The 17,989-nt window shown below is 64.4% G+C and carries 8 protein-coding genes; 7 read left to right on the plus strand and 1 reads right to left on the minus strand.

Going from position 1 to position 17,989, the window contains the following annotated elements; all coding sequences use genetic code 11:
- Positions 1–29 precede the first annotated feature (29 nt).
- From tkt to ACOYYX_RS05095, 7 genes are all read left to right on the plus strand, one after another.
- Positions 30–2,129 carry a transketolase gene (gene tkt / locus ACOYYX_RS05065; protein WP_422928848.1) on the plus strand — a complete coding sequence of 700 codons (2,100 nt, stop codon included), beginning with the start codon at positions 30–32 and terminating at the stop codon, positions 2,127–2,129.
- A gap of 3 nt (positions 2,130–2,132) precedes the next feature.
- A complete protein-coding gene (gene rpiB / locus ACOYYX_RS05070) occupies positions 2,133–2,600 on the plus strand; it encodes a ribose 5-phosphate isomerase B (RefSeq protein WP_422928849.1) in 468 nt (155 codons plus the stop codon).
- A gap of 215 nt (positions 2,601–2,815) precedes the next feature.
- Positions 2,816–5,035, plus strand: coding sequence for a glycogen debranching protein (locus tag ACOYYX_RS05075; protein WP_422928850.1), 2,220 nt, complete (start codon positions 2,816–2,818; stop codon positions 5,033–5,035).
- A gap of 79 nt (positions 5,036–5,114) precedes the next feature.
- Positions 5,115–6,128 (plus strand): phosphogluconate dehydrogenase (NAD(+)-dependent, decarboxylating), encoded by a 1,014-nt coding sequence (gene gnd / locus ACOYYX_RS05080; protein WP_422928851.1) that lies wholly within the window; start codon positions 5,115–5,117, stop codon positions 6,126–6,128.
- 137 nt (positions 6,129–6,265) lie between these two features.
- Positions 6,266–7,636 carry a glucose-6-phosphate dehydrogenase gene (zwf, locus tag ACOYYX_RS05085; protein ID WP_422928852.1) on the plus strand — a complete coding sequence of 457 codons (1,371 nt, stop codon included), beginning with the start codon at positions 6,266–6,268 and terminating at the stop codon, positions 7,634–7,636.
- A 947-nt stretch (positions 7,637–8,583) separates the two neighbouring features.
- Positions 8,584–13,125: a hypothetical protein gene (locus ACOYYX_RS05090; RefSeq protein WP_422928853.1), complete on the plus strand. Its 4,542-nt coding sequence runs from the start codon at positions 8,584–8,586 to the stop codon at positions 13,123–13,125.
- A 439-nt stretch (positions 13,126–13,564) separates the two neighbouring features.
- Positions 13,565–14,326, plus strand: a complete 762-nt coding sequence (locus ACOYYX_RS05095) for a hypothetical protein (protein WP_422928854.1) — start codon at positions 13,565–13,567, stop codon at positions 14,324–14,326.
- A gap of 129 nt (positions 14,327–14,455) precedes the next feature.
- On the opposite strand, the gene ACOYYX_RS05100 is transcribed toward ACOYYX_RS05095, so the two are convergent.
- Entirely contained in the window at positions 14,456–17,932 is a 3,477-nt protein-coding gene (locus ACOYYX_RS05100) for a tetratricopeptide repeat protein (RefSeq protein ID WP_422928855.1), read from the minus strand.
- Between the last annotated feature and the right edge of the window lie 57 nt (positions 17,933–17,989).

The raw sequence follows: 17,989 nt of genomic DNA on the forward strand, positions 1-17,989 counted from the left end.
GATACGATTTTGCGAGGAGAATGCACCTTATGGCTACCGCGGTCGACCCGAAGGCGGCGATCAAGTCGGAGAAGCACCCGCTCGATGCGCTCAGCATCAATACGATCCGCACGCTGTCGATGGACGCCGTCCAGGCGGCCAACTCGGGACATCCCGGGGCCCCGATGGGCCTGGCGCCGGTGGCCTACTACCTCTGGCAGTACGTGCTCAACTTCGACCCGTCCGACCCGATCTGGCCGAACCGCGACCGCTTCGTGCTGTCGAACGGCCACGCGTCGATGCTGCTCTACTCGATGCTGCACCTGACGGGCGTGAAGGCGGTCAACAAGGATTACGAGATCCTGGGCGAGCCGTCGGTCCCGATGGACTCGATCAAGGGCTTCCGCCAGTGGCACTCTCGCTGCCCGGGCCACCCCGAATACCGCTGGACCTCGGGCGTCGAGACGACGACCGGCCCGCTCGGCCAGGGGGTGGGCAACAGCGTCGGCATGGCGATGGGCTCGAAGTGGCTGGGCGCCCACTACAACAAGCCCGGCTTCGAGGGCCTGATCGACTTCAACGTCTACGCCATCTGCGGCGACGGCTGCATGATGGAGGGCATCTCGTCGGAGGCGGCCTCGCTCGCCGCCCACCTGAAGCTCTCGAACCTCTGCTGGATCTACGACAACAACCACATCAGCATCGAGGGCAGCACCTCGCTGGCCTTCACCGAGGACGTCGGCAAGCGGTTCCTCGCCTACGGCTGGAACGTCACGCACGTGACCGACGCCAATGACCTCGGCCAACTCGAGAAGGCCTTCAAGGTCTTCCACGACACCAAGGATCGCCCGACCCTCATCATCGTCGACACCCACATCGGCTTCGGGTCGCCCAACCGGCAGGACACGAAGGAAGCCCACGGCGAGCCGCTCGGCGAGGCCGAGGTCAAGCTGACCAAGAAGGCCTACGGCTGGCCCGAGGACGCCAAGTTCCTCGTCCCCGACGGCGTCTACGAGAACTTCCAGGACGGCATCGGCAAGCGCGGCAAGGAACTCCGCGAGGCCTGGTTCGCCAAGGTCGACAAGTTCAAGACCGCCTTCCCCGAGGCGGCCGACGAGCTCTACAAGATCCAGCACCGCCAGCTCCCGGACGGCTGGGACAAGCACCTGACCGAATTCCCGGCCGACGCCAAGGGGATGGCCACCCGCGCCTCCTCGGGCAAGGTCCTGAACGCCGTCGCCCAGGGCGTCCCCTGGCTGATGGGGGGCTCGGCCGACCTCGCCCCGTCGACCAAGACCCTGCTCACCTTCGAAGGCGCGGGCGCCTTCCAGGCCGACAGCTACGGCGGCCGTAACCTGCACTTCGGCGTCCGCGAGCACGCCATGGGGGCGATCCTCAACGGCCTCGCCCTGGTGAAGATCCGGGCCTATGGCGCGGGCTTCCTGATCTTCAGCGACTACGGCCGGATGCCGATCCGCCTGGCCGCCGTCATGGAAATCCCGGTCATCTACGTCTTCACGCACGACTCCATCGGCGTGGGCGAGGACGGCCCGACCCACCAGCCGATCGAGCAGCTCGCCTCGCTCCGCGCCATGCCCGGCCTGGTCGTGATGCGCCCCTGCGACGCGAATGAGGTGGTCGAGGCCTGGCGCTACATCATGCAGCTCACGCACGAGCCGGCCTGCTTGATCCTGTCCCGCCAGGACCTGCCGACGCTCGACCGCACCAAGTATGCCCCCGCCAGCGGGCTTGCGAAGGGTGCCTACATCCTGGCGGACGCCGATGGTGGCAAGCCCGACGTGATCCTGCTCTCCACCGGCAGCGAAGTCTCCATGTGCGTCGAGGCCTACGAGAAGCTCAAGGCCGAGGGGATCAAGGCCCGCGTCGTCAGCATGCCGAGCTGGGACGTCTTCGAGCACCAGTCGGCCGAATACCGCGAGAGCGTCCTGCCGGCCTCGGTGACCGCCCGCGTCGCGGTCGAGAAGGCGGCGACCTTCGGCTGGAACCAGTACGTCGGCCTCACCGGCGCGATCATCGGCATGAAGACATTCGGCGCCTCGGCGCCGCTCAAGGAGCTGCAGAAGCAGTTCCACTTCACGACCGATGCCGTCGTCGCCGCGGCCAAGGACCAACTGGGGAAAGGGAAGTAAGCCATGAAGATCGCCCTGGCGGCCGACCACGCCGGATACACCTTGAAGGAGCAGCTGCGCCGCGGCCTGGTCGAGCAGGGGCACGACGTCCTCGACCTGGGGACGAATGACCCCTCCGTCCCGGACGATTACCCCGACTTCGCCGAGGCGTTGGGGAGGGCGATCCAGGACGGCCGTGCCGAGCGGGGGATCCTGCTCTGCGGCTCGGGCGTCGGTGCGTCGGTCGCCGCGAACAAGCTCACGGGCATCCGCGCGGCCGTCTGCCACGACACCTATTCCGCCCACCAGGGGGTCGAGCACGACGACATGAACGTGCTCGTCCTCGGGGCGCGGATCGTCGGCACGGCGCTCGCCGTCGACCTCGTCGCGGCCTACCTCGGCGCGAAGTTCTCGCACGAGGAGCGGCACGAGCGGCGGCTCGCCAAGGTCAAGGCGCTCGAGGCCGACCTGCTCCGGCCGCCGGCCGGCTAAGAAACGGTATCGGCTTGAGATTCGGCCCCCGACCCGAGATCATCGGTCGGGGGCCTCTTTCGTAGACTGGCCCTCGGATCGATCCCCTCCAGATCCGTTCGCGAACGACCCGCACGAGCGAGACGCGCCGGGCCGTCGGACGATGCGGAAGGCCCGATCGCTCCTGGGCCGATCCACCGCGTCGGCCGAGGGTCCGCGCCCCGGTCGAGGACGCCGTGAAAGAGATCCGCCGATCCCCAGTCACCCCGGTCGAGAACGGACACCCTCGCGACGCCGCGGGCGCGAGGGCGGGCACCTCCGCGAATGCCGATCCGGACCGGGCCCCGGCCTGCGGGACGGGCCCGGCGAAGGGGGCGCCGAGGGGGATCCTCGAGTGGTTCGGGTCGGAGGGATACCCGTTGCCGCCCGGCCAATCGTGGATCGAGGAGGAGGAGGCGTACAACTTCGTCCTCCTCTCAGAGAACGCCGGCGGCGTCACGCTCCTGCTCTACGGCGAATGTGACCAGGTCGAGCCGCTCTACACGCTCGAGCTCGATTACCGGATCCACAAGCTGCGCTCGATCTGGTTCTGCAAGGTCGCCAGGAAGGACGCCGGCGACGTCCGCTATTACGGCTACAGGGTCTCGGGCCCCGCGCCAGGCGGCCCGGACGTCCTGCACGCGTTCGACCCCGAAAAGATCCTGCTCGACCCTTATGCCAGGGCGGTCTGGTTCCCCCCCGGGTTCAGCCGGGAAGCGGCCAGTCATCCGGGGTCGACGGCGGGCAAGGCCCCGCTCGGCGTCCTCTGCATGGACGACCCGTCGACGCCCCGGGACGATCCCCGCTGGCGCGTGCGCGACCCGAACGTCATCATCTACGAGATGCACGTCGGCGGCTTCACCCAGGGGCCGAGCAGCGGCGTCGCACCCGAGCTGCGCGGGACCTTCGCCGGGGTCGTCGAGAAGATCCCGCACCTGAAGGATCTGGGGATCACCCGCGTGGAGCTGATGCCCGTGCACCAGTTCGACCCTGAGGAGGGGAACTACTGGGGCTACATGACCCTGAACTTCTTCGCCCCGCACCAGCAATACGCCTCCGACCGGGCCCACGCGCGCGAGGAGTTCCGGGAGATGGTCGACGCCTTCCACGAGGCGGGGATCGAGGTCATCCTCGACGTCGTCTACAACCACACGACCGAGGCCGACCAGTCGGGCCCGAATTACAGCTTCAAGGGGATCGACAACAGCACCTATTACCTCCTTTCCGGCGACCCGAACGCCCCCTACGCCGACTTCTCGGGGACGGGCAACACCCTGCATTGCGGGAGCCGCGTCGTCCGCGTCCTGATCCTCGAGAGCCTGCGGTACTGGGTCACGCAGATGGGGGTCGACGGCTTCCGCTTCGACCTCGCCTCCATCTTCACCAGGCAGGACGACGGCACGACCAACCTGGCCGACTCGTCGCTCGTCTCGGCCATCCGGGCCGACCCCGTCCTGCGCCACGTCCACCTGATCGCCGAGCCCTGGGACGCGGGCGGGGCCTATCAGCTCGGCAGCCACTTCCCCGGCCAGTCCTGGAGCCAGTGGAACGGGCAGTATCGCGACGACCTCCGCAAGTTCATCAAGGGGGATCGGGGCATGGTCCCGACCCTCATGCGACGGATCTACGGCAGCGACGACCTCTTCCCCGACGACGTCCGCGAGGCCTGCCGCCCCTTCCACACGGTCAATTATGTGAACGCGCATGACGGCTTCACCCTCTATGACCTCCTCGCCTATGACGAGAAGCACAACTGGGCGAACGGCCACGACAACACCGACGGCCAGTCCGACAACTACAGCTGGAACTGCGGCTGGGAGGGGGACGAAGGCGCGCCGGCCGACGTCCTCGTGCTGAGGACCCGCCAGGCGAAGAACCTCTGCGCCCTCTTGATGCTCTCCAACGGGATCCCCATGTTCCGCGCGGGGGACGAATTCCTCCAGACGCAGGGGGGGAACAACAACCCGTACAACCAGGACAACGCCACGTCCTGGCTCGACTGGACTCGGCTCGAGACACACGCGGACGTCCATCGCTTCTTCCGGCTCATGATCCGGTTCCGCAAGACGCACCCGACCCTGCATCGGACCCGATTCTGGCGCGACGACGTCCGCTGGTACGGCGTCGGGGCGGAGGTGGACCTCGGGGACGAGTCGCACAGCCTCGCCTACTGCCTGCGAGGGGGCTCGCTCGACGACGTCGACCTCTACGTCATGATCAACGCCTACTGGGAGCCGCTCACCTTCGCGATCCAGGAGGGCTCCGCCGAGGATTGGAGCCGGGTCGTCGACACCGCCCTGGCGAGCCCCGAAGACATCGCCGAGGACGGGACGGGGCCGCGGGTGCCGTCCCTGGTCTATGAAGTGCAGGCACGTTCCCTGGTGGTGCTCGCGCGCCAGGGGCGGCCGACGCCTTGATGAAATCGAGTCGAAGACCGTGCTGAACGGAGCGGGCAAGATCGACGGGCCCGAACCGCATACTCTAAGGGGAAATCGGATGCAGATCGGCATGATCGGGCTGGGCCGGATGGGTGCGAACATGGTCCGCCGCCTGGCGAAGGGGGGGCACGACTGCGTCGTCTACGACGTCCACGCCGAGGCCGTCTCGAACCTGGCCAAGGAGGGGATGACCGGCGCCTCGTCGCTGCCCGACTTCGTGCAGAAGCTGGCGAAGCCGAGGGCGGTCTGGCTGATGGTCCCCGCCGGCGTCGTCGACAAGACGCTCGAGCAGCTGATCCCGCTCCTCGAGGCCGACGACATCGTGATCGACGGCGGCAACTCCTACTACGTCGACGACCTCCGCCGGGCCAAGGAGCTGAAGCCGAAGGGGCTGAACTACGTCGACGTCGGCACGAGCGGCGGCGTCTTCGGGCTCGATCGCGGCTACTGCATGATGATCGGCGGGGATGAGGCGGTCGTGAAGCACCTCGACCCGATCTTCGCGACCCTCGCCCCCCCGTCCGACTCGGCACCCCCCACGCCCGGCCGCGAGCCCGGGCAGGGCACCGCCGAGCATGGCTACCTGCACTGCGGCCCCAACGGCGCGGGGCACTTCGTGAAGATGGTCCACAACGGCATCGAGTACGGCATCATGGCGGCCTATGCCGAGGGGATCGCGATCCTCAAGCACGCCAACATCGGCAAGAAGACCCACGACATCGACGCCGAGACGACGCCGCTCCGCGACCCGGATCTCTACCAGTACGACCTCAACGTCGGCGAGATCGCCGAGGTCTGGCGACGAGGGAGCGTCATCGCCTCCTGGCTCCTCGACCTCACCGCGACGGCCCTCCTGAAGGACGCGGACCTCGGCGGCTTCGAGGGCCGCGTCTCCGACTCCGGCGAAGGGCGCTGGACGATCAAGGCGGCCATCGACGAGGCCGTCCCCGCCCACGTCCTGACCACCGCCCTGTACGAGCGGTTCGCCTCCCGGGGCGAGAGCGACTTCGCCGACAAGCTCCTCTCGGCGATGCGCTTCCAGTTCGGCGGGCACGTCGAGAAGAAGGCGTGATGATATCGCGGTAAGTCCGCGACACGCGACACGACGCGATGCCCTCGGCGACAACGAAGGGGAGGGGGCGAAGCCTCTAATCCCCTCCTCCTCTCCCGCTGCCTCAATTTCGACCCGATTCGAGGAGACGATAGGACATGGCCCTGCCCCCTTCGGATGCGCTCGTCTTCTTCGGCGCCACCGGCGACCTCGCCTACAAGAAGATCTTCCCGGCCCTCCAGGGCATGGTGAAGCGCGGCCACCTGGACGTGCCGGTGATCGGCGTGGCCAAGGCCGGCTGGGACCTCGACCGCCTCAAGGAGCGGGCCCGTGAGAGCCTCGAGCAGCACGGCGGCATCGACGCGGCCGCGTTCGAGAAGCTCCTCTCGCTGCTGCATTACATCGACGGCGACTACGCCGACCCGGCCACCTTCGAGGCCCTCCGCCGCGAGCTTGGCGAGGCCAAGCACCCGACCCATTACCTGGCGATCCCCCCGAAGCTCTTCGGCCTCGTCGTCGACCAGCTCGCGAAGTCGGGCTGCGCCAGGGATGCCCGGATCATCGTCGAGAAGCCGTTCGGCCGCGACCTCGCCTCGGCCCGCGAGCTTAACAAGACGCTCCTCCGCGCCTTCAACGAGTCGTCGATCTTCCGGATCGATCACTACCTCGGCAAGGGCCCCGTCCAGAACCTGCTCTACTTCCGCTTCGCCAACTCGTTCCTGGAGCCGATCTGGAACCGGAACTACATCGAGAGCGTCCAGATCACGATGGCCGAGAACTTCGGCGTCGAGGGCAGGGGAGCCTTCTACGAAGAAGCCGGCGCGATCCGCGACGTGGTCCAGAACCACCTCTTCCAGATCCTCTCCATCATCGCCATGGAGCCGCCGGTCGAGGACGACGACGAGTCGGTCCGCGACGAGAAGGTGAAGGTCATCAAGGCCATCCCGCCGCTCAATCCCCAGAACGTGGTCCGCGGCCAGTTCCGCGGCTACCGCGACGAGAAGGGGGTGGCCCCCGGCTCGCAGGTCGAGACGTTCGCCTCGCTCAAACTCGAGGTCCACTCCTGGCGCTGGCATGGGGTACCCTTCTTCATCAGGGCCGGGAAGCAGATGCCCGTGACCTGCGCCGAGGTGCTCGTCACCCTCAAGCGGCCGCCGGCGTCCTCGCACACGATCTCGTCCACGGCGAACTACGTACGGTTCCGCCTGAGCCCCGACATCGCCATCGCGATCGGCACGATGACGCTCCAGCCCGGCGACGAGTCGGTCGGCCGGCCCGTCGAATTGCTGGCCTCGCACCGGCCACATGGCGACGAGATGGACGCCTACGAACGGCTCCTCGGCGATGCCATGAAGGGGGACCAGAGCCTCTTCGCCCGAGAGGACTACGTCGAGGCCGCCTGGAAGGTCGTGGCCCCGATCCTCCACGGCACGACCCCGCTCTTCGAGTATGAGCCCCACACCTGGGGTCCCGAGGAAGCCGATCGTCTCTTCGGCGGCGGCTGGCACAACCCCTCAAATCCAGCCTGATCGCGCCTCCACTCTCCCATCGCCGGGCCTTCCTCCCCCCGCCCGGCAGCCCTGATGGCGGGTCCGACGTATCCGCGTCAAGTGTACGGGCGTGGCGCCGCAGCCGCGGGGCGTTCACGTGCCATCGGGCACTGCATCGAGGTGCGATGAGGCCATGCGCCTCGCCCGATGTCGGGCACCGGCCCTTCGATTTCCCTCACGCGAGACCTCGGCGGTCACCTTCAGGGAGGCCGCCGAGGTGCTCAGGTTGAGGGCCTGCGCCTCCGTAAGATCCTGACATGCCTGTCGCTGCTGCCGGGTCGAGACTTCTTCGGCAGGGCATGGTCAGGTACGAGGCCGAGGCTCGAATCATCAGAGGGGCCGTGCGAGCCCACGAAGCACAGCCTGTATCGTGGTTGGCATGGCCGTTTGGCTGCTATATATCATGGAGAATGCCAGGACCCATCGATTCCAACCTGCGGAAAACATGGGAGCATCTGTGGGATAATCTTGGCTTAAGAAAGTTTAAGAAAAGAGATTGCAATCTTAAGAAGCCAAGCTTATCTTTTGCTCAACTGACTCGGTGAGTCAAGATCGCGGCTCGAAGATCGCGAGCATCTGGCAGGGGCAGGAGAGAAGTCCCCATTTTCAAAATGTGTGGGCTTTTTGAAGATCCTCGATCGTGGGCCGATGGTCGTGCTCCAGCGAGAGGATCCCGAAGGATCGACTGCGCCCGGGCCTCATCGATAACGTCTGGCCGATCCTGATAGGGCCGAGCGGCTGCGCGTCGGGGGCTGTGCGAGGGCCTTCTTGCGCCCGCTCGGAATGCCGGCGCACGGTATGAGTTCGTCGTTTCGCACGGCCGCTCGCTCGCGATATTCGCCGTCGTTTTCCAAGTCCCTCTCGAGGTCGCGAACCTCGGGTCGCGACCTCGCGCCCATTCCACACCGCTTGAGGAGCCTACCTCGATGAGGAATCGCAAGGACAGCCGCAGAAAGCGGGGCCTGGTGCCTTCGGTATCGTCGTTGGAATGCCGTCGCCTGCTGAGCGAGGCTGCGGTATGGTATGGCCAGAATGACGGGAAGGACTATACCAGCGCTAATGCCATCGGCAGCAATGGCTATCAGGATATTCATATAGGGCTGACGGGCTTGCTGCCCTATCACATCCAGGAAATCGACCTGGTGCCGCGCGGCGGAGGCCATGGCGCCGTCTTCAAGGATGATAATAGCGGGAATGCGCAACTCATTCGAGCAACGGACACCACCTCGACGGCCGACCTGTATACGGATTGCGAATCGCCCTTGAATCAGACCAATCTGGTCTTCGACACGTTCACCATCATCTATTCCAATGGGATCCACGACACGGGAGCCCCATTCTCGACCCCGTCGACGACCGCCGCCCTGAAATCGACCCCCAACCTGCGGGTCGCGGGCAGCGAGCTGGGCGTCACATGGGTGGGTCAGAATGGCGATTGGGTCGGGCCGGGACCCTCCGTCGGCCCGGATGGATTCGCCGACCTCCACTTCCACCTGACCAATCTCTCGGCGTATCCCAATTCAAGTTATGGCCAGAACTTCTTCAATTCCCAGCTGGATTCGGTCCTCGTCTGGGGCGTCACGACGGGCGGGCAGACGGTCTACTGGCAATCCGGGCTCAATGCCCAGGGCTTCAACAATGCCGAGGTCTTCGTCGATCCGAGTTCGTACGACGCCACGAAGCACACGGACTCGGCCGACCTGTATCTCAGCCCCATCGCGATGGTGAATGGGGTGTCCCAACCGGTCACGGGGTTGGCCGGGCAGGCCCTCCACGTGCAGGTGACCTACTTCGACGGCGAGGCGAACGGGTACACGGACGTGAGCCCTAACCCCGCCAATCCCAACGCCCCGGCGGGGGCGACGTTCGGCACCTACACAGCGAGCCTTGCGATCGACCCCACGGGCGGGGGCGCCAATCCGACGCCTGCGACGATGCAGCCGCTCACGGCCCAGTGGAACGGGCAGGATTCGAGCGGCGCGGCCCATATCCTGCTGAGCGGGCTGAACCTGATCCAACCCTCGCAGTCGTACTCGAAGATCGTCTCGGCCTCGCTCTCGGACGATGTGGGGACCGTCTGGCAGTATCCCTCCGCGGGGGGGAACCCGTGGGCCTTGTCCCTCAGCGCGGGGGCCGACCAGACTTACGCCAACCTCGGCTTCAATCCCGATCGCAACGAGAGCGGCTCTCATCTGATGTTGCGCGTCGTCTTCGAGGATCCCACGACGCACGTGCAGACGACCGCCTTCGCGGCTGTGGCCGGGGGGACGACCGATCCCAGCCTGTGGGGGCCCAAGGTCACCAACACGACCGCCGTCAACGTCTCCCCGGGCGCGGACAACGCCTTGCAGACCGCCGTCAACAATAATCCGAACGGCACCATCTACCTCACGGCCGGCAACTACGTCATGACCCAGACGTTGGACCTGCCGAATCCGATCACGATCAACGCGGCGCCGGGCGTCACGGTGACGTTCTCCGACCCCACCGGGGCATCATGGACCAACGCGATCACCATCCATTCCGGGCACACCACCCTGAACGGATTCACGATCCAGTTCGACCCGACGAACAAGAATAATCGTGCGAACTGGAAGGCACCCCAGAATGTGATCGGGCTGGGGAATAGCGTCCCCATCTCGGGCTTGATGATCGAGAATATGCATATCAACGGGCCCCTCTCCTCCGGGGTCATCAAGAATACGGTGACGGCCGCGCCGGGCATCTGGCATGAAGAGGCGAACTCGCTCTTGAGCCTCGGGGGGCCATCGAGCGGGTCCATCGTGAACAACGTGTTCAAGGGGGGATACCTTGATTTCCAGGGCGGTCCCTGGGTGATCACCGGGAACGACCATCAGGGCGCCCAGCCCGACACGTTCGCCCAGGCCGCATTCCGGTTCGTCTACACCCACGACATCAACGTCCAGCAGAACACCGTGGAGAACCAGGGTTCGCTATCCTCCCCCCCGACATCGGGGCAGATGGCCCGCTCCTTCTTCCTGAATTCCTACGGTTACAATGACGTCATCAAGGGCAACACCGTGATGGATGGGGTCCATTGGCAGGGGAGCCTCCCCGGCGACAATGCGCCCGAGAACATCCTGACCGAGACGGCCTATCTCTCCGAGTTCGAAGGCCAGGCTTCCCGAGTTCTGCAGAACGGCTACGTGCTCTGGATCCCGCCGATCGGCGGCCTCTCACAGCAGCGAGGGGGACCGATCCAGGCGGGGGATGTCGTGGCCGTGATCTCCGGGGACGCCACCCCCTCGGGCGGTGCCCAGAGCATGAAGGCGGGGAGCTGGGTCCGGATCGCCCAGGTGATCGATGCGGCCCATGGGGTTTATCTGCTCGACGCCCCCCTGTCGACGAATACTTCGGCCTATAAGATTTCGATCACTCGGGGATATGTGAACCTCACGATCGATAATAATACGATCAACTTGCCGACACAGATCACACCGGGATATCACTATACCGGCATCGTGCTCGGAGGCAGCCAGTTCGGCACGCAGGTCATCAACAATCATATTACCGGTGGGAACGAAGGATTCAGCCTCGGGTCGGGTTCCAACACGCAAGGCTTCAGCGGCACCTCGGCTTATGCGCCGACGTCGCTGGCCGAGGCGGAGCAGAACGGCTGGACCTACCTGCCCGACTTCGGCATGACCATCAACAATAATGTGATCAAGGATTCCTTGCACGGAGGGAGCCTTGTGGTCGGCTACGGGAACTATTCCAAGACGCCGCAAGGGCGCACTTATCTGACGGCGACTTTCAATAGCAATGAAGTCCTCTGGGATCTATCCTGGCTGAACGGCCTGAGCGGGGCGATCCCGGGCACGTTCAACATCGGGACCGGCAACGGGACGAGCTACATCGCTTCCGACCCCACGAACGGAGGGGCGAAAGTCACCCTTGCGCCCGACCCTCGGGCGATCGTGGTGACGGGGGCGGGCAACTGGTACAGCAAGCCTGCGGGCTCCACGATCTCCACGGCGTTCGGCATCGAATACGCCACGCTCAATAACACGCCCTACACCGGCCCGGGTTCGATCACGGATCCGTTGGTCTGGAGCAACCTCCCCCCGAGCACCGGGGCGATCTACAAATTCGACTTCGGGCCGTCGAGCTCCCCCGTGGCGGCGGGATACATCGGCGAGGACTTCACGGGATATTCCCCCACGATCGGATACGGCTGGAACGCGGCTTCGCCCACGAGTGTCACCAATACCCTCGACCAAGGCGCGGGCATGGGGACCGACCTGACTCGCGATGAGTTCTATACTCAGGACGCCACCTTCAAGGTCGACCTGCCTAACGGCAGTTACAACGTGACCTTGACGATGGGTGATGTGGGGAACTTCGCGCACGAAGCGAACGTCTACTTCCAGGGATCTCAGGTCAGCACGATCGCCACCACCGGGGGCCAGATCATCGCCCCGACATTCCTCGTCACCGTGACCAACGGCCAGCTCCAGCTCCGGCTCCAGGAGGTGACGGGACCCGGTCTCGCGGGCTACGCCGTGATCCAGGGCCTCACCATCATCCCTGCCCAGATGATGCGGTTCGACTTCGGGCCGTCGAGCTCTCCGGTGGCGGCAGGATACATCGGCGAGGACTTCACCGGGTATTCCCCCGCGATCGGGTACGGCTGGAATCCCGCAACGGTCACGAGCGTGACGGGTACGCTGGACCAGGGCGCGAGCATGGGTACCGACCTGACCCGCGACGAGTTCTATACCCAGGACGCGACCTTCTACGTTGATCTGCCCAACGGGACCTATTACCTCAATTTGACGATGGGCGACGTGGGGAACTTCGCGCACGGTGCCAACGTCTATCTCCAGGGGACGCAGGTCAGCACGATCACCACGGCGGCCGGCCAGATCGTCACGCCGACATTCCTCGCCAAGGTGAGCAACGGCCAGCTCCAGCTCCGGCTCCAGGAGGTGACGGGCTCGGGACTCGCGGGCTATGCCGTGATCCAGGGCCTCACCATCAGCCCGGCCCAGGCGATCCAGTTCGACTTCGGGCCGTCGGGCTCTCCGATCGCGGCCGGATATGGCGGCGAGGGTTATACGGGGTATTCTTCATCGCTGGGATACGGTTGGAACGCCGCTTCGAACACGAGCGTGACCGGCACCCTGGACCAGGGCGCGGGCATGGGTACCGACCTGACCCGCGACGAGTTCTACACCCAGGACGCGACCTTCTACGTCGACGTGCCCAACGGGACCTATCTCTTGAGCCTCACGATGGGTGACGTGGGGAATTTCGCCCATAAGGCCAATGTCTTCCTCCAGGGGACCCAGGTCGGCACGATCGCCACGGCGGCCGGCCAGATCGTCACGCCGTCGTACCGGGTGACGGTGAGCAACGGCCAGCTCCAGCTCCGACTTCAGCAAGTCACCGGCGCAGGCCTGGCGGGCTATGCCGTCATTCAAGGCCTGACGCTCAGTCGGGTTTAAGGCCTCGTCCGCTGACTCGGCGAGAGCCAAATGGGAAACGCGGCCGGCCTCGGCTCGATGAAAAGCGAGGGGACGGACTGGACCCCGGTAAAGACCTACAGGAGTGTCGCCGCGGTTGCCGGGCGTTCACGCCCACTCGAGCCTTGCGTCGTGTTGCGATGAGGACATGCGCCGTCGATTTCCCGCGACACCTCGGAGGTCTCCTTCACGGAGTCCGCCGAGGTGTCTTCGTCGATGGGCTACGTCAGCGAATTGGCGCGTCGGCCCGGACGATGCTGCGCCCGGGGTGGACTCCTCCCTCCGGCACGGCACGGCCTGACAGGACCTCGTAACTCCTGGTGCGGAAAAATTCGACAGGAAAGACGAAGCGATTGTATCGCGATTGCCGATTATGACGACGGAATGCCTCGAGAGTGGGCCTACGTCGCCAGGAGTTGCGATGCAAGTCATGCAAGGACAGCGAACTCATCATCGACCGACATTCGCCAACGGCGCCCGCCCTGCGAGGCGGCTGGTGCCGCTGGTGCTGGCCGCCTGCATCGCAGTCTTCGTCAGCCCGGCCGCTCGAGGGTCCATCGTCGAGTATCAGTACCAGGGCGTGATCACGTCGGCCGACCCATCGAGCGGCGTCGCCGTCGGCACGCCGTTCACCGGCACGTTCTCGTACGACAAGGACCTCGCCGCCCCCTGGATCTCGATCGAGGGATCCAACCAGTACTTTTCCGGCTACTCCGAGCCCTTTGGCGGGAAGGCTGACGCCTCGGGGCTGTCCCTCTCCGTGGCGGGCCAGCCGGCCTGGTCGAGCCCCGGGGGCATCGAGGTCGCGGTGAGCCAGATCGACTTCGCCGGGCAATACGGCTACCCGTCCTCGCCGATGAGCCGGCTCAACTTCTCGAACGGGAATGTCGGCAGCCCCGAGCGCTCGGTCTCGCTCACGCTGAGCAACCCGACCTCGGCCGTCCTGCATTCGCTGGCCCTGCCCGGCAGCGTGAACCTCTCCGATTTCCCGATCGCCCAGCTCCTCGTGACCCAGGATCCGACCACCCCCCAGACCAAGATGTACCTGGCCGGCCGGATCCAGTCCCTGACCGAGGTGCAAGTCCCCGAGCCCGCCCTCACCACGGTTTTGAGCCTCGTCGCCGCCGGCTGGCTCGCCCGCAGGAAGGCCCGGGCGGACCGGGCCGAACCGAAGGCCCCCTGACGATCTCTCGCCAGGCCTCTCGTTGCGTCAGCCTGTAATTCGGTGTAGGTTTTTGACGGTGTGAATCTCAAAATATATGGCGAAGACTGCGATAAAGATCCCCTAGCTGAAATGTGTCCCAAGTAGGGACTACTCGTCATTTTCGTTTGGATCGAGCCCGAGCGCTTGCTGAAGAACCTTGCGTTCGACACTCACGAGGTCGAGCAAGATCTTCTTATCTCCATGAATAAGATATTCGATACCCACCCCGAACATCCGGAGTGGGACCTCCAGTTCCGCATAGCCGGCACCAAGATCGAGCCAGGCCTCTCGCCAACACGCTAGCACCTCACCATCAACCTGACCGGGTTCGATATGAAGGCTCCTGACGAGCCCGTCACCAAGGTGCGACAGAACTCCTGCCTCCTTGTAGATGGCGATCAACTCAGCGAGATGCTGTCGAAGATCCTCTCTCTCACTTAGTTCCAGGATTTGGATGATGATGGCCCCGACGTTATGCCTTGTATCTCGCGGATAACGTCCGAAGGAGTTACGCAAAGCCTCAAAGCCGGCTTCCCATCCCCGCATGGCGAACCTGGAGCAGCAACCCAGGAAGCACCACTCTTGTTTTGTTGAGGCAAACTTCAAAGTTTTCTCATGGCATTCGCATGCCGCCTCATGCTGTCCAAGCTTGGCGAGTATTCTAGCCTTGTTGAACCACGCGTAGGCGTGTTGCGGGTCAATCTTGAGAGCCTGATCGAGGCACTCGATCGCCTCCTCGCGGCGTCCGAGATCCTCGAGCACATCGCTCTTGATTAACCACGCGTAATCGCCTCCCGGATTGGTCTCGATGGCCTTGTCGAAGCACAGGATCGCGTCCTCGCGCCTGCCGAGGTCGGAGAGTACATGGCCCTTGCCGCTCCAAGCGAAGGCGTTATTTGGGCCTAATTCGATGGCCTTGTCGAAGCACAGGATCGCGTCCTCGCGCCTGCCGAGGCCGGCGAGCGCATTGCCCTTGCTGACCCAAGCGAAGTCGTCATTAGGGTCGATCTCGATGGCCTTGTCGAAGCACAGGATCGCGTCCTCGCGCCTGCCGAGGTCGGCGAGAGCGCGGCCCTTGCCGCTCCAAGGGAAGGCGTAATTTGGGCCTAATTCGATGGCCTTGTCGAAGCACAGGATCGCGTCCTCGCGCCTGCCGAGGTCGGCGAGAGCGCGGCCCTTGCCGCTCCAAGGGAAGGCGTAATTAGGGTCGATCTCGATGGCCTTGTCGAAGCACAGGATCGCGTCCTCGCGCCTGCCGAGGCCGGCGAGCGCATTGCCCTTGCTGACCCAAGCGAAGTCGTCATTAGGGTCGATCTCGATGGCCTTGTCGAAGCACAGGATCGCGTCCTCGCGCCTGCCGAGGTCGGAGAGTACATGGCCCTTGCTGCTCCAAGCGGAGTCGTAATTAGGGTCGATCTCGATGGCCTTGTCGAAGCACAGGATCGCGTCCTCGCGCCTGCCGAGGCCGGCGAGAGCGCGGCCCTTGCTGACCCAAGCGAAGTCGTCATTAGGATCGATCTCGATGGCCTTGTCGAAGCACAGGATCGCGTCCTCGCGCCTGCCGAGGTCGGCGAGAGCGCGGCCCTTGCTGACCCAAGCGAAGTCGTCATTAGGATCGATCTCGATGGCCTTGTCGAAGCACAGGATCGCGTCCTCGCGCCTGCCGAGGTCGGCGAGAGCGCGGCCCTTGCTGACCCAAGCGAAGTCGTCATTAGGATCGATCTCGATGGCCTTGTCGAAGCACAGGATCGCGTCCTCGCGCCTGCCGAGGTCGGCGAGCGCATTGCCCTTGCTGACCCAAGCGAAGTCGTCATTAGGGTCGATCTCGATGGCCTTGTCGAAGCACAGGATCGCGTCCTCGCGCCTGCCGAGGCCGGCGAGAGCGCGGCACTTGCCGACCCAAGGGGAGGCGTAATTGGGGCCTAATTCGATGGCCTTGTCGAAGCACAGGATCGCGTCCTCGCGCCTGCCGAGGTCGGCGAGAGCGCGGCCCTTGCCGCTCCAAGGGAAGGCGTAATTTGGGCCTAATTCGATGGCCTTGTCGAAGCACAGGATCGCGTCCTCGCGCCTGCCGAGGTCGGCGAGAGCGCGGCCCTTGCCGCTCCAAGGGAAGGCGTAATTAGGGTCGATCTCGATGGCCTTGTCGAAGCACAGGATCGCGTCCTCGCGCCTGCCGAGGCCGGCGAGCGCATCGCCCTTGCTGGCCCAAGCGGAGTCGTCATTAGGGTCGATCTCGATGGCCTTGTCGAAGCACAGGATCGCGTCCTCGTGCCTGCCGAGGCCGGCGAGCGCATCGCCCTTGCTGACCCAAGGGGAGGCGTTATTAGGATCGATCTCGATGGCCTTTTCAAAGCTGATGACCGCTTCACCGAAGTTTTCGAGTGCGTTGTGACAATATCCAAGTTCATGCCAGTCCAAGGCTGTACCACGAGCGTGAGCTCGCTCCTCAAGAACCTGGTACAAGAGATCAAGCCTGTTTCCTTCCTTGGCGTTCGCGATCTCTTCCTCGAGAACTTTCAAGTGAGGGTCAGGAGTGGAATTGGATATTGATATGGCGGCTTGGAGGTGCATGCGTAGTGAAGGGGTGCTCGCCCTATCAAGCAGTCGTGGCAAGACCTCAGGGCGATACCAGACGCGAAGGAAGTTGACGAGCAGCCGGAGTGGTTTGCGGCGCTTTTCCTTGACCTCGCTTGCCAGGCGCATCAGGGGCTCGGCTAACTCGTAGCGAGTCTCGCGGCCGCGCGGACTCCGGAGGACGTAGCCCAACTCGGCAAGCTTCTTGAGCTGGCCACCGACGGTGTTCTCGGTTGCGAGTAAATGTCGGGCAATCTCCTTGGGCGTGCAGGTCTCATCGCGCGAGCAGAGGTACTCGACGATCTGCCTTTGCTGGGGCGAGAGCCAGCGCATCCGTTCCTGATAATAGGGCGTCAACTCGTCGGCCATCTTCTCGAATGGACCGGCGAGCTCATCGAGCGAATCACGTGTGATGAAGCCGGATAGAACGATGTAGATCCGGTGATTGCCCCCCGCGAGGTGGTGAATCGCGCGAACACGCGAACGCCCCTCTGGGGTCTCAAGGAATGCGAGCAGGTCGGCTTGCTGTCGGTGACGGGCGATCCGTCGCAGGAGATCGACGGCGTCCAAGGTTTGGAGCGGTTTTAGGTGGTCTGTCGTGAAGAAACCAAAGAAAGGTTGCTGGCGATTTCGGACGCTCTTGAAGAGGCGCTGTGAGGTGGCGACGATGCTTGTTAATGGGTGGGTCTGCAGGAAGGATCGCCACTGCTTCTGACCTTCATCCCCCATGCCGTCGAAGATGAGGTCGAGATTTTCGACGAAAAGTAGTAGCGTCTTGCCCTGAAACTTCTCGACCAGGCACGTTTCGAGCGACTTGAGAATTCTGGCCGGCGAACAATCAAGGAGATCTTCCAGCCAATCCAAGGGAAACTCGTCTGGGTATGCCTCGGCCAGCAGCTCGTAGATTCGTTTCAGGAGCTGGACGAACGAGGTGATCGTCTCATCCTCGAGAAGCCAGGCGATCCGTACGATTTTTGATAGCGCGGGGTCCTGCGTGACGCGGTGGTGCAAGAGTGAGATCAGGTGCGTCTTGCCGATCCCTCGGGAACCGATCAACAGGATCTGATG

It is taken from the genome of Singulisphaera chitinilytica (assembly GCF_049331405.1).
Lineage (GTDB): Bacteria > Planctomycetota > Planctomycetia > Isosphaerales > Isosphaeraceae > PoT.

Bases quoted from the DNA above. Each gene is read 5' to 3' on its own strand.
- ACOYYX_RS05095 (WP_422928854.1), top strand. From the start codon at position 13,565: ATGCAAGTCATGCAAGGACAGCGAACTCATCATCGACCGACATTCGCC.
- ACOYYX_RS05090 (WP_422928853.1), top strand. From the start codon at position 8,584: ATGAGGAATCGCAAGGACAGCCGCAGAAAGCGGGGCCTGGTGCCTTCG.
- gnd (WP_422928851.1), top strand. From the start codon at position 5,115: ATGCAGATCGGCATGATCGGGCTGGGCCGGATGGGTGCGAACATGGTC.
- rpiB (WP_422928849.1), top strand. From the start codon at position 2,133: ATGAAGATCGCCCTGGCGGCCGACCACGCCGGATACACCTTGAAGGAG.
- zwf (WP_422928852.1), top strand. From the start codon at position 6,266: ATGGCCCTGCCCCCTTCGGATGCGCTCGTCTTCTTCGGCGCCACCGGC.
- tkt (WP_422928848.1), top strand. From the start codon at position 30: ATGGCTACCGCGGTCGACCCGAAGGCGGCGATCAAGTCGGAGAAGCAC.